Genomic DNA, 13,027 nt, shown 5'->3' with positions numbered 1-13,027 from the left:
AAGCGGTCGCGTTGCCACAGCTGTCAGATTAGGATCAGAATCCGCTCACTCCTCGCGCGATGTTGAGCGGCTGTGCAGCCAAGGACAGAAAATACTGCAGCTCGACCGCAGGATGTCGCGATGCATAAATAACGTCCCGGTTCTTTATCGGAAATGTTTGTCCACTCACCAGGCTATCAGGCCTGTTCATGTCGAGTCGGTACACGATGGGATACTTGTTGTCTTTGTTGGACGCCAGACCTTTAGAGAGCAGTTCGTCAAAGCGCCTGTCGCCAAGGAGCGCCCGCACGATCCCTTCTTCTTCATAACGGAAGACGAAATAACCGGAGGCGCTTACATTGCGGTCGTTCCCACCGCCTGCGAGTGCGATCGCCTCCAGCAAGTTTAGGTCGTTGGCCCCGAATGCAATCCGGTTGTTGCTGGTCGTCTGTCCCAGCATGGTGAATGTCCTAGGGTCATGTGCAAGAAAAATCTGGTCATTCGGCTGAATAAAAACGTTGTTAACCGGGCTTTCGATGATTGTCTTCAGCAACGTAGTGGCGGTCTTAGTTCCACGGCTCAGCGTCACATAACTTTCGTACGGCGGATCAACGGGCCCCCCGGCCTTTGCAATGACATCCATCAGTCGGTTGCCATTCAAGTTGAGCGGAACCTGGGCCGATGCCTTGACTGCACCTGTGACGGTGGCTACCCGCGAATCCGTTCCGATACTGGTGACTATGACGTCAGGTTCCACGGCTTTCCCGGTCAAGGCGGCAAGAATGGATTTCCGTGTTTGTTCGGCTGTGCGGCCGGCGAAGCGGATCAAACCGGCGTAGGGAATAGGAACATTCCCATCCGGCTGCACCTCCAAGTCCAAGCTTGTCTGCTTGGAGTCCTTTGTAGCAAACAATCCGGTGTCACTGGCCTCAAAGATAATTACCCGCACGCGATCGCCCACACCGAAGACCGCGGTGTTGAGCGGACCACCCATGCCGAAGCGCTTGCTAAATATCTGAGACGAATAGTCGGCAACAAGGCGGGCGCTGTGGCCGTCAATCTCTACGACGTCAAACACCACGGCATTAGGCCGATGCTGTTCCGATCCGGATTTTCCAGATGCCGCCAATATCGTGCCGGCATCAGGGCCTGCTCCGGGTACGACCTGACAGCCTGCCAAAGGGACCAGGCCGACGCAGAGCAGAAGCGCACTTGTGCGGAATCTGCCGCCGGACCACTTGCCATGGGCTGCAGCCCGGCACGCCGCTGCCGATAGATTGCCGAGCCAATTCGGCTGTGAAATAGCGTGGCGATGCGAGCCGCTCGAGGCATTTTTCATCTGACGCGTCTATCCTCCCGCAACCGCGTCAGGGCCTCGATAATCTCCGGCAAGGTTTTTTGCCCATCGGACAGTCTTGCCAGGAAGTCTTCCAATGGCGCGGATTTTCCAGCAAGGGCGGCGCGGGCCTGGTTTGTTGTCGCGTGATGTTTTGCGAGCGTTGAACTGACGTTCTGTGCGAACGCTGTCCAGTTCGTTTCCTTCCCTTCTCGACCGGCGATCTGAAAGGCAGACCTCAATATGTTGTTGTGGTCGACCAGCGCTTCCCGCAGCGCCTCGCTCGCCGCCATCGTCTCAGGTTCAGATGCTGCGGGGGTGACAGGGACCGGAGCGTCGAAAACCGGTCGGACAATGTAGTATCCGGGCTCCGCCCGCTCCGCGAGGTGTGCATCTCTCGTGAACCGCCATCCATTGTTGGGTTGGGATGTTAAGCGATAGAGATAGCCAATCGGCTGCACCGCCGCCGGCTGGGCTGCATACTGTGGGGCAAGGCCGTCTGTTAACTCGGCGCGCATTACCGCGACCTCAGTGTTCGCTCGATAGCCGCCGCTATCAGAAACTATCTTCTGCTCCGCGCGATGGTCATGCTGAATGGTGGCGCGTTGGTTGCGGCTCATCTATCTACCTCTTGGCCGGGTAGACATGGAAAGTGCCTCGCAGCATAGGTCGGTTGCGGTTCAAGCGTCATAGTAATCACGGTACCATTTCACAAATTGTGGGATCCCGGTGTCTATTGACGTTGATGACGCAAAGCCGAGGTCCAGTTGAGCCTCAAGAGTATCAGCAGATGTTCTCTCAACATCTCCAGGCTGCATCGGCATAAACCGCTTCTGCGCTTTTCGTCCGAGCGAGCTTTCAAGTACAGATATAAAATCAGTGAGTTTCTCAGGCTTACTATTGCCAAGATTGTAAACTTTATGCGGTGGCTTGAGAGTAGGTGGCCGTTCCATTGCCGCAATGACGCCAATGACGATGTCATCTATGAACGAGAAATCACGCCACATCTCTCCATGGTTAAATACGTCAATCGGAGTACCTTCGAGAATGGCCTTTGAGAACAACATCGGGGCCATGTCCGGTCGCCCCCATGGCCCATACACGGTGAAGAATCGCAGGCCTGTGATTTTAAGTCCATAAAGGTGTGAATATGTGTACGAGATAAGCTCATCGGCCCTTTTCGTTGCAGCATAAAGCGACTGTGGTTGGTCAACCGGGGTATCAACTGAAAAGGGGACCTTAGAATTGTTGCCGTACACCGACGATGAGCTCGCGTAAACAGTGTGTACCAGAGATTTCAATTTACGTGCAAGTTCAAGGATAACAACATGACCCATGAGATTGGACGTCACATAGGCGTACGGGTCGATTAGTGAATAACGCACTCCGGCCTGCGCCCCCAGATGCACAATATGAGTGATGTCAGGATATTCTTCAGCTAGGCCTAAAATTTTATCACGGTCAGATAAATCAAGTTTCTGAAATATGAACCTTCTCTTTGCTGTCAGTTTCGAGAGCCGAGCCTCCTTGAGGCTCACCTCATAATAGGAATTAAGATTGTCTACGCCGACGACATCGTGCCCGAGCGCCAACAGGGCGTCGGCGACGTGATATCCAATAAATCCAGCGGCGCCAGTCACCAGGATGGTCATGTACGTACCTCTCAAATGCACCGGTTGGCCGGTACGGACTTTACGTTCGGATTCAAAGACCTACTGCGGGTCTACTGGGCAGGACATCGATCGATGGCGTGGGGGGTCTCCTGTGTTGTATTTCCCGCTTCCAGACGAATACGCGCCGCCAGTCCAAGGCTGGGGGCCTCATAGGACGTACAATAGGGCGGGGTAGGCACCTTCTCCGGGTGGTAGTCGTCAATCCCCTGAAGTGCGTCGCCGACATAGAGATTCTCCCGTACGCGCAGAAACGCCTTCATATCGTGTTGATAGCCATACTGATCAACTGTCCCATTGTAGTTCGCTTCATCGGCCTTGCCGTTAGGAAGCTGGGCATTGGCGGCTGCACGAGGGATATATTTACAGTAGTTCATCTCCGGTCCCTCCTTTGTTGCAAAGACGGACGGCTCCCGGCAGGGCCGGGAGGTGCTATTGACAAAAATGTTTCCTTCTACGGTGGCACGCGCTTCGAGGCTAAAACTCATGCCATAGACATCCCAGTCCTCTAACAAGTTATTGTAAGCGTGCAGAAGTCCGATCTGCACCCTGGGGTTACGTTGGACAGTGTTCAGGAAATAGGAGTGATGAAGCGTGACGCGCGCTATCTTATCCCGGTCGTAGAAAGCAAATAGATCCTTCGACGGAAGGTTGTTTATCAGCATTACCTTATTGTGGTCATGGAACTTCACCCACGATATCGTCACATCTGTGGAGCCGCTCTTCACGTTGATAAGCCGGTCGATAAAGCGTGACAGATCGAGGTGATTCACCCAGATGTCGCTTGAAAAATTGGCAATATTGACGGCCTGGGCAATCGTCTTGAAGCGCCCGTCGATAGTCAGATGCGTAACGATCACGCTTTGGGTGTGATCGGTGATGCTCAATCCATAGTCGTGAAGGATGATCGTGTGGCCGCGTCCGTCGATTGTCGTGCCTGATCGCACTTTAAGTTGTGATTTCAGGTCGATGGTCATGTCGTTCGCAAAGCGGATCCATTTCGCGCCGCGGCCCGACAGTGTATCGCGGAGGGTGCCCGGGCCGGAGTCCGAGGCCGATGTCACGGTCACGAATGTCCCATCGAGTCCGCCGGCTGCGGAACGACCATAACCTTCGCGCTGGCTGAGCAGCGACTGAACGACCGGACACGACAGGGTTGGCAAGCTACAATCATTCAACGCCTTCGCGCCTGGCATGAAGCAGCCGAACGACAGCAGGAGCGTCGAGAGTGCCGCAGCGATCTTCATGCCCCGATGCTCCAAAGAACGACCGAGCACCATGGCGGCGCACTGGATGCGCGGTGAGAAGGGGGGCGCCTCACAGAGTGCTCTCGATCGTCATTGGCAGCGATTGCAGCGCGTCGCCCGGGGTCGAGGCTTCATAAAAAACCGCGCCGTCGGCGAGCTCCTTCACTCTTGTCATACCCAACCGATCGAAGTGCTCGCTCACCATGCTGTTCTTCTTGGTCGGAAGATAGCTGGCGTTGAGCGTCCGGACCCCTCGCTTGGCCAGGATATCCAAGAGAACGCCGTAAATTGCCTCCTCGACCTTACGCCCCAGCACGCGGCAACTCATTAGCCAATCGGTGACGGTGGCGTTGGCGCCCTCGATCGAGCATGTCGCCACGCTGATCAGCCCTAAGTCGCCGAAGCGATCACTAAGCTTTGCCTGAAGGGTAATCATGGACGGGTCGGCCTCCATAGACTCGACCTCGTTCTCTGTGAGCCGCCTCGTGAGCAGGTTGAATTGATTGGACTTGTTCATCAATTGCGTGACCCTCGTCCGGTTCGAGGCATCGATTGGTCCGCATCGCAGCACCATGCCGAGGGAGGTGAGATAGTCGCCTAGATCGCGGGCCTTAGCCAAGACTTCGGCGCGAAGGGCATTCTCGGCGTAAGAGGCCGCGCGTAGAACGTCGTCGGCGCTGAAGCTGACCGCTTCAAAGTAGCCCGCGGCTAGTAGGGTGGTTGCGAAGCAGGCCGGGTCGGCGGGCAGTTCCGGCACAGCCACCATCGGCAGAGCCGCTCGAACCTGGCCCCGTTCGGCGGGATTGTCGTCCAACAGCACCAAGGAATCGATCCCGATGTTGAGCGCGTTGGCAATTGCCTCAAGATTCGACGACTTGTCGGTCCAGTTCGCTTGGAAAACGGCAATGTCGTTCTCTTTTAGGATCATCTCCGTGTGGATACGGAACGCCGAACGCGCGACTTCGTCGTCGTTCTTCGAGCTGACCGCGAGGATGACGCCGCGCTCTTTTAGTGCCTTGGCGGTCCGTTGAACGCTGAGAAAGGCCTCGCCAGCGGCGGAACCCTGACCGAGCACAATGCCATCCAGACCCTCGTCACCAACCGCGCCACCCCAAAGTGTGTTGTCGAGATCGAGCACCAGACACTTGCGCGCTTTACCCCGAATGGCTCCGAGCAACCGGCCTAGTCGATCTGCGTAAAGAGCGCTGAAAGCGGGCGCGAAAGGTTGTTTTTGCGCGTTCCATTTCATGGAATCGAACCACTCGGACACCCCGACTGACTGCGCTATGGCATCGACATCCAGCACGTAGGCGCCTTCGTCTCGCGCAAAATCGAGGATCGACTGGTTGACCAGACCAATCTTAGAGGCGAGAGATCCCGCCACGCGTCGGTCGAAGCTGCCGAAGAGCAGATCACCCGGCGTTGCGAGCAAGGAAAGGATCGGCATTCCCCCGCTGTTGTTCTTGAATTGGCGTGCCGCCTCTAGCAGCCTAGTGACAGCTCCTTCCACCTCCGTGCCGGATTCATCGACTGCCAAACCAAGCCCGAGCCAGCGGTGGTCGACCGCCAGTAACACCGCATCAGGATTACTGACATTGACTTTCGACGTCGTGTCGAGTGCCTCTTGCATTACCACGTCGAAGTCAGTCTCAATGACCTCAAGGGCGACGCCATGCCTCGCGGCCGCCGCCGGTAGATGGTCGATCACGAAATCCATCGTCGCGTTTGACACCACGGCTAGCCTGAAAGCTGAAAGCGGCGACAAATCTTTTCCGGCCATCTGCGCCTTCGCCATCGCGCGCCGGAAACTCAGGGCCTCAATTCCGTTGAGGCGGAAGCCGGACAGCCTTTGCAGATGAAGGCCAAACTCCCCTTCTCCGCTGGCGAGGGCACGACATTTGGCAGAATAGTCAGCTGGCGCCGCGGGAAGCCAATTGAGATCTCGCACTTTGCACTACTCCTGGGCCAGAAAGCTTAGTTCATGCAGCCAGTTTGGACGATATTAGATCAACCAACTCTCCAACATTCTGCGGAGCGGTAATCTCGTCGGAGGAGAAGGTTATCTTAAACGTCTCTTCAATTGCCATGATGAGACGGATATGGTTGGTACTATCCCAATCCGCGACATCATCCGCTGTTGTTTCCTCAGTGGCGACCAAATCCACTTCGTCAAACACGCCAGTCATCAGCTCGTTTACGATGGACAGTATCTTCTTATGGTCCATACGCCATTGCCCTTTGCTATTTGGCTATGATTGAATAAGATAGAAGGATTGTGCTTGAGTTGACGTATGGCCACCATGCGGCCATCAAAGAGGAGGTTCTTTCATCGCAGCATTCCTGGAACTCCAAAGGTCAACGGAACATGCTCTGAACCATCGCTAGAACCCTTGTCAATAAATTTTTCACGCGCTATCCAAAGATGACAAAAATGAGACACTATGAAATGAATACAGTTGCAAGAACGGACGTCTAAACACACAAAATTTCGAGATATGATCTTGGTATTACAGTTGCTCTTTCCTCCTGTGAGAACATTTGTGCGATGATCTGGTGGGCATATATGCGGGGAATGACAACTGTAATGTTAGCTGCCGGTGGGATGCGGTCCCTGACCGGGGGCGGCCAATGGTCGAATAACGCTTATCGCGCGTAGATTGCCATTCTTCGCCGTTGGGACCTCTGCGCCGGGCAGTACGGCTTCAGTCATGTAGTTTAGTCATCGCTAATATGGTATTAGTAGTGCGAGAGGCCGGCCATGGGGAAGTCGCACGGGGGCATTGCATTGGTATGGCTTGTCTTGGCCGGCGATGCTAACGCCTACGATTGGTATAAAGACAAGACTGACCCTGTTCTTCATTTTAGGTGCTGCGGCAATCGAGATTGCCATCCAATCGATTCCAGCGACGTCAGACCTACTAAGGATGGCTACTACGTCAAACAACCCGAACCTTACTCTCGGAATGACCCGCCGACGGGAGAGTGGTTTGTCCCAAGGGACCGCGTCCAGGCCGCGCCGGATGAGCGGTATCATATCTGCGAGTCTTTAATGCCAACGTTTCGCGCCGGCAGGTACAAGATGAGGTGGACGTGCTTCTTCGCGCCGCTTGGCACAGGTTCAATCACGAGCGGCGAACATCGGCCATGAGGTTCATCGCCCTGCAGGATACGAAGCAATTGGGAGGGTATGCTGCCCGTCCTGCGAATTTCGCGGGGGAGGGATCGCGCCTTCGCAATGTCGACGGGAACTTGGAGAGCTTTCCATAGAGGGAGTTATCTCTCTCAGACAGCTTAGCCGGCCCCAAGGCATTCCGGCTAACCGACGGTCCAGTCTTCGGCGTCGAACAGCTGCATCAGGTTGATGCAGGGTATTTTCATGGCGTTACAGACGCCGGGGATCTTGCGTAAGCTGTCCACGCCGGTTTCCTCGGTGACGAGCGTGTGGCCCAACACCTCGGACGTGGCAATGACAAAGCTATCGGCGGCAAATTTCTCTTTGCCGGCGGCGACCAGGCCTTTGTAGGTGTTCAGCACATGCTGGACCCGCTGCTGGATCGCCTGGTCGGGCGCGACAAACATGTCCGCGCGCTCTTTCAGCCAGTCATGCAGCTCCGGGGAGCGTTTCTCGCATTCGGCCTGGACCAGAAGGGACGAAACCAGGCGGCCCTGACCGATCAGCCTGTCAAACTCGTCCCACAATCTCGGGAAGCGCTTGGGCTTGTAACGTTCGTACCAGGCGGCGATCAGGGCCGATGTGTCGATGCAATAAATCGTCGCCACGTAGCGCTACCCTGCAAGGCCGAAGGCGGCGCGTTCGATGTTCGGAACGGCAGTCACCTGCATATTGAGGTGGCTTGCGACGTCGCGCAGCGTCAACTGGCGATCGTAGTAACCCTGCAACACCAAGCGAGTGAAGCTACGACCTAGCTGGCTGAGCACGACCAGATGACGCTCGGGACCTCCGCTACTCTTTTTCTCGGCCAAGGCATCATACTCGGCTTGGAAGCTCGCACGGCGGCTTTCATAGAATGCCTGTGTGGTGCGGCCGAGGCCCAGCAAACGGCGCAAAATGACTTCGCGGCTGACGCCGAAGCGGCCGGCCAGCGCGGCCAGCTCGTCGTCGTCCCAGGTCTTCACCTGGCCCTTGGTGCGTACCAAATGCTCGCTTAGCAACCAGGAGCTCGGAACCAGAGCGGCGCCGGCGACCGCGTTGCAGAATTGCTCTACGACGGCGCTGGCGGGCTCGGGTGCGACGAAATCGAGACCGCTGATACCGCTGGCCCTGACGACCAGATGGCAGAATTCGTGCAATAGGGTGAAAGTGCGCCCGTTGGTGCGATCCTTGGAATTGATCAGGATGATCGGCAGTTTGGGTTCTGCGACCGCCACGCCCCGCATTTCGGTCAATGCCAAGCGCGGCACCATGAAGACCAGCACATCCTTGGTTTCAATGGCAGTGCGCCAGTTATCGAAAGCCTTGGCGCGCCAGGTCTGCTGGTCGACCTGCTTGATGCCAAGATAGGTCCGGATCGCCGCCCCAACGGTCTCTACGTTGTCTTTGACGGCGGCCTGCAGTTTGAACGGCTGAACCGGCTCGCCCAGATCATTGCGGAGCTCGAGCGCCAATTCACGTCTCTCCCTGGCCTGCCGGATCGCCCATTCCAGACCGGACTTGAAGGCGTCCTCTGGCGTCTCGCGAAGGCGCCGGAAATCCTGAATCGGCTGAAATCCGACCGGAGGCTCATTCAGATAGAAGATTGCGGGTGCGCGCTTGTAGAAGTTCGCCGCGGCCAGAAACTGCGGGAAGGTCAGGTGCTTGTCGCCGGCCTCGCAGGCCTGCAGCTTGTCGGCGGATATGCCAATACCCTCGGCCGCCGCCTCGGGGCTGAGGCGGGCCTGTTCCCGGACCCATCGCAGGATGGCCGGATTGATATAGGCGAGGGTGCTTTTGGTCATGGTCACGCCTACTCTATCACAGCTGTCAACATGGCCGCCGCACCTCTTGTTCCAGTTAACGCCGTTGGATCGTGGTGGCGTTGCATCCCGGTCATACTCGAAAGGACGTCGCAAGGGCTAGGCGTGGCGGAAGCCACGGGACCGTTTTTGGCGTTCTCCCGCCCCATGCGATCTTCTCTCCGGTGATCCTCGTATCGGGGTGCAGCTGACGCGAGCCCGGTCGTGGTGCTCTCGCCCGGATCGTCGTCGTTTTCCCAGTCGCACAGGCCAGCCTTGGCCCCGTACCTTAAAAAGGGCCGCGGTGAAGTTGGTCCCGCACAGCGCCGTCCATTTGCGTTGACTCGCGTGCTGCCTGCCTTTGCAGGGTCGCTTCCTGTCGACTTTCGCCGATGCCGCGCGGTTTGGCTTTCCGGCGTTCCGTCCATGCTCATTGCGGCGCGCTTTCCTCAATATTTGCCGCGATCGTTCGGCTGGGCGCGCCGCCCGGTCAAACCCCGCCCGCACCACTCCCGCCCGGGCGGGACCGTGTTAGGGCCTGACCGGCCGGCTCAATCGCCCGGCCCAGCTTCTCCGCGTCTTGAGAAAAACCCAACGCAAAAGGAGCAAGGTCATGTCGGACACCAACGAAACCCCGCGGCAGGATGTCTACAGCCGCATCACCAACCAGATCATCGAAGCCCTTGAGCAGGGAGTGAAACCCTGGACGCAGCCTTGGAGCGCCGCCCATGCCGCCGGCCACGTCTCCCGGCCGCTTCGCCATAACGGCCAGCCCTATGCCGGCATCAACGTCCTGACGCTCTGGGCGTCCGCGATGACCGCGCATTACGCCGCGCCGATCTGGATCACCTTCAAGCAGGCCATCGAGCTGGGCGGCCGTGTCCGCAAGGGCGAGAAGGGCTCTCCCGTGGTGTATGCCGACACCATGCGGCGCACCGAGACCGACGAGGCCACCGGCGATGAGGCCGAGCGCTTCATCCCGTTCCTAAAGGCCTACACGGTCTTCAATGTCGAGCAGGTCGACGGGCTGCCGGCTCACTTCTATGCCCGCGCCGAAAGCGTCCGGAACCCGGATGAGCGCATCGCTCATGCCGAAGCCTTCTTTGCCTCGACGCGCGCCGACATCCGGCATGGCGGCGACTGCGCCTATTACAGCCCGGCTCTCGACGTTATCCAGATGCCCGCCTTCGAGGCCTTCCGGGATGCGCAAGCCTACTACGCCACGCTTGCCCACGAGGCCACGCACTGGACCCGGCACGCTACGCGCCTTGACCGTGACTTCGGTCGGAAGCGGTTCGGAGACGACGGCTATGCCCGCGAGGAGCTGGTCGCCTTATCCTGACTCTGTAATCCTGTCTCAGAATCAGGCATTGAGGGGCCCCACCGACTGTTCCGGTGAGGCTCTTCAGACGTCCGGGTCAAGCGTTCCCGCAGCGTAGCGAGGACAACGCTTGACGCGGCGGCGGCACGACAAGCTGTTCATGGGGTGCAGGCGAAGTCCTGCACCCCTGCCACGCGGCGAGCGGGAGAGCGCGAGGGGAACCCCTCGCATTCAAGACAATAACTTGCGCCGTAGGCGCTCCGCTTAGGTCACGTGCGTGCAGTTGTATTTTACCGATCTTGGCGCTCTGTCGCGCCCGCTTTCTGTTGACGGCTCCCCCGTGAACATCATGACCGGCGCGCTCGACATCGCCGAGCGCGCCGGTCTGATCGACGGCATGCCCTTCATCCTGATGGATGACGGCAGCTACGATCCCAACCTCAATCGGTTCTTTCGCGCCTGTCCGGGCGTGGGCGCGCGGTCGCCGAACACGTGGCGCTCCTATGCCCGGGATATTCTCGTCTGGGCGCGCTTTCTCGGCGAGCGGCGCGGCGGCAAGACGGTCTGGCAGGCGGACCGTCATGACGTGCTTGCCTTTCACCGGGCGCGGCGCCTGTCGGACGCCGCGTTCCGCATTTCGGCGGCAAGCTGGAATCGGAGCGTTGCAGCGCTTGATAAGCTCTACCGCTGGGCCGTCGAAGAAGCGATCACCACGGCATCACCCTTCAGCTATGGCGTCGCTCTTCGCAGGGCGGCGGGCACGCGCGCCGTGCTGGCCGTCCAGACGAACCGGGCGCGCGAGCGCGCAGCGCGGCGGCACGATATGCGCTACATCGACCTCGGCCGCTATCTCCTGTTCCGCGACGTGGGGCTGCGCGGACGCTTGCCCGACGGCTCGGAGGACCCGACATGGCGCGGCCGCAATGGTGAGCGGAACGCGCTGTTCGCCGAGCTTCTGGTAACCACCGGTCTGCGGCTGACGGAGGCGGGCAGCCTGCTTCTGACCGAGCTGCCGCGCTCGACCGAGCCCGGATCGCGCTCCGTTCCATTCGATCTTCCCGGTCCGATCGCCAAGGGCGGACGACCGCGGCGCATTCGCATTCCCCGCCGCGTGCTGACCTTGATCGGCGACTATGTCGATCTCGAGCGCACCATCACGTCCGCGCGCTCAGAGCTTTCGATGCCCGATCCGCTGTGGTTGACTCCGGATGCCGGGAAGGCTGTCGACGCGGCGGGCAAGCGCGTCCGGCTCGACCGGCTCACGCCGGGCGAGCGCCGGCGTGTGCTGATCGGCGCACTTGGCAAGGCGCAGCACGCCTTGCTCTGGCTCACCGAAGGCGGCCAGCCTGTGCCATCGGCCACCTGGGAAGCCGCCTTCCGCCGGGCCTGCGCCCGCTGCCGCCGCTTCGGTATTGATCTCGACGTGACGCCGCACACCCTGCGGCACACCTTCGCTGTCAGCATGCTTTCCATGTTGATCCGCGAGCAGATCGGCGCGGTGTTCGATCCACAGGATCGGCATGGTGCGGCCTATCGACGGATTCTCGGCGATCCGTTGCAGAAGCTCCAGCACCTCCTGGGGCACGCTAGTGTGACGAGCACCTACATTTATCTCGACAGCCTTGCCGAAGCGCAGGAGCTGGTCGATGCGGCGGCCGATCGTTGGGCTGAAGAGACGACCGGTGATGTGGAATGACCACGGTAGCTGCGGCGGTGCGGCGGCCGGGCCGCCGTGCCCTCTTTCCCGAGGCGTTGCCCGATCCGGAAGGCGAAGCCGGTGCTGCGATCGCGTCGCTCCGCTTCACCGTCACACTGGCGGATCGCAGCGTCACGATCGACCTGATGACGCTGAGCGGTCGAACCGCATTGGCCCGGACTTTTGCAGGCGCGCTCTGGCGCGCCTGCCAGGTCGGGGGTCCAGCGGGCTCGATCTCGACAGCCTCCGCCTATGCCAATGCGCTCAAGACGTTCTGGCGCTATCTCGATTCCACCAGACCGCGCGTCGCCAGTCTCTCCGACGTCAACGCCGCTTGCATCGACGGCTTCGATGCCTGGATGGAGGAGAGCGGTCTCCATCCCAATCACCGGCTGCAGCGGATGAGCAAGGTGCTCAACCTCCTCCGGCTCGCCGAGGCGGCGGAGCCCGGCCGCCTGCCGCCCGATGCCTCGCGGCGGCTGATGTACACGAGCGACCGGCCCGGCGTGCGCGCCCGTCCACGCGATGCCTATGGCGACTACATCGCTACGGCGTTGCGGACCGCTGCGCGCACCGATCTCGCCGCCATCATTCGTCGCTTCGCCGAGGCCGATCGCATTCCGACGGTCGACGTTGTTGATCGGAACGAGGCTCTGGCAACGGCTCACGAAGCGGCCATGGCGTTGATCGATGCGGAAGGCGTCATCGGGCACCGGCATCCTCTCTTCACGCGGCTCTACACGCTGCGCCGCGAGAGCGGCCTGCCGAACGACCGCCTCATCCACGATCTGCATGGCCGCCGGCATCTCATCGCCGCCGATCTCG

At 59.3% G+C, this 13,027-nt stretch carries 10 protein-coding genes and 1 pseudogene; 3 read left to right on the top strand and 8 right to left on the bottom strand.

What is annotated here, in order from left to right; genetic code table 11:
• Positions 1–34: 34 nt before the first annotated feature.
• The 8 genes from CGZ66_RS31110 to CGZ66_RS31075 form a co-directional block, all read right to left on the bottom strand.
• The gene (locus tag CGZ66_RS31110; protein WP_095090562.1) at positions 35–1,318 is read right to left on the bottom strand and encodes a polysaccharide biosynthesis/export family protein; all 1,284 of its coding nucleotides are present in this window, start codon (positions 1,316–1,318) and stop codon (positions 35–37) included.
• Positions 1,315–1,935, bottom strand: coding sequence for a hypothetical protein (locus CGZ66_RS31105; protein WP_095090561.1), 621 nt, complete (start codon positions 1,933–1,935; stop codon positions 1,315–1,317). The genes CGZ66_RS31110 and CGZ66_RS31105 overlap by 4 nt, the downstream gene beginning before the upstream one ends.
• 60 nt (positions 1,936–1,995) lie before the next feature.
• Positions 1,996–2,967 (bottom strand): NAD-dependent epimerase/dehydratase family protein, encoded by a 972-nt coding sequence (locus tag CGZ66_RS31100; RefSeq protein ID WP_095090560.1) that lies wholly within the window; start codon positions 2,965–2,967, stop codon positions 1,996–1,998.
• A gap of 71 nt (positions 2,968–3,038) precedes the next feature.
• A complete protein-coding gene (locus CGZ66_RS31095; RefSeq protein WP_095091660.1) occupies positions 3,039–4,232 on the bottom strand; it encodes a pectate lyase family protein in 1,194 nt (397 codons plus the stop codon).
• Between the two features lie 70 nt (positions 4,233–4,302).
• Positions 4,303–6,180: an HAD-IIIC family phosphatase gene (locus CGZ66_RS31090; RefSeq protein WP_143748909.1), complete on the bottom strand. Its 1,878-nt coding sequence runs from the start codon at positions 6,178–6,180 to the stop codon at positions 4,303–4,305.
• 31 nt (positions 6,181–6,211) lie between these two features.
• Positions 6,212–6,457, bottom strand: a complete 246-nt coding sequence (locus tag CGZ66_RS31085) for an acyl carrier protein (RefSeq protein WP_206073821.1) — start codon at positions 6,455–6,457, stop codon at positions 6,212–6,214.
• Between the two features lie 1,090 nt (positions 6,458–7,547).
• Positions 7,548–8,012 carry a DUF4411 family protein gene (locus CGZ66_RS31080; RefSeq protein ID WP_095090558.1) on the bottom strand — a complete coding sequence of 155 codons (465 nt, stop codon included), beginning with the start codon at positions 8,010–8,012 and terminating at the stop codon, positions 7,548–7,550.
• A 6-nt stretch (positions 8,013–8,018) separates the two neighbouring features.
• Positions 8,019–9,188, bottom strand: a complete 1,170-nt coding sequence (locus tag CGZ66_RS31075) for an ImmA/IrrE family metallo-endopeptidase (RefSeq protein ID WP_095090557.1) — start codon at positions 9,186–9,188, stop codon at positions 8,019–8,021.
• 610 nt (positions 9,189–9,798) lie between these two features.
• Here CGZ66_RS31075 and CGZ66_RS31070 point away from each other — a divergent pair.
• From CGZ66_RS31070 to CGZ66_RS31060, 3 genes and pseudogenes are all read left to right on the top strand, one after another.
• On the top strand, positions 9,799–10,527 hold the full coding sequence (locus CGZ66_RS31070; protein ID WP_095084961.1) for an ArdC-like ssDNA-binding domain-containing protein: 729 nt from the start codon (positions 9,799–9,801) through the stop codon (positions 10,525–10,527).
• Positions 10,528–10,855: 328 nt separating this feature from the next.
• The gene (locus CGZ66_RS31065) at positions 10,856–12,202 is read left to right on the top strand and encodes a tyrosine-type recombinase/integrase (protein WP_245331108.1); all 1,347 of its coding nucleotides are present in this window, start codon (positions 10,856–10,858) and stop codon (positions 12,200–12,202) included.
• Positions 12,199–13,027: pseudogene (locus CGZ66_RS31060) on the top strand (hypothetical protein); the annotation flags it as partial. The gene CGZ66_RS31065 and the pseudogene CGZ66_RS31060, both read left to right, overlap by 4 nt.

The organism is Mesorhizobium sophorae (genome assembly GCF_002270415.1).
GTDB classification, from domain to species: domain Bacteria; phylum Pseudomonadota; class Alphaproteobacteria; order Rhizobiales; family Rhizobiaceae; genus Mesorhizobium; species Mesorhizobium sophorae.
Note: the sequence above shows the minus strand (reverse complement) of the source record. Positions and strands in the feature narration are given on the sequence as shown.

Excerpts from the sequence above, each read along its gene's own strand:
- CGZ66_RS31110 (WP_095090562.1), bottom strand. The coding sequence starts at position 1,318 with ATGAAAAATGCCTCGAGCGGCTCGCATCGCCACGCTATTTCACAGCCG.
- CGZ66_RS31105 (WP_095090561.1), bottom strand. The coding sequence starts at position 1,935 with ATGAGCCGCAACCAACGCGCCACCATTCAGCATGACCATCGCGCGGAG.
- CGZ66_RS31100 (WP_095090560.1), bottom strand. The coding sequence starts at position 2,967 with ATGACCATCCTGGTGACTGGCGCCGCTGGATTTATTGGATATCACGTC.
- CGZ66_RS31095 (WP_095091660.1), bottom strand. The coding sequence starts at position 4,232 with ATGAAGATCGCTGCGGCACTCTCGACGCTCCTGCTGTCGTTCGGCTGC.
- CGZ66_RS31085 (WP_206073821.1), bottom strand. The coding sequence starts at position 6,457 with ATGGACCATAAGAAGATACTGTCCATCGTAAACGAGCTGATGACTGGC.
- CGZ66_RS31075 (WP_095090557.1), bottom strand. The coding sequence starts at position 9,188 with ATGACCAAAAGCACCCTCGCCTATATCAATCCGGCCATCCTGCGATGG.
- CGZ66_RS31070 (WP_095084961.1), top strand. The coding sequence starts at position 9,799 with ATGTCGGACACCAACGAAACCCCGCGGCAGGATGTCTACAGCCGCATC.
- CGZ66_RS31065 (WP_245331108.1), top strand. The coding sequence starts at position 10,856 with ATGACCGGCGCGCTCGACATCGCCGAGCGCGCCGGTCTGATCGACGGC.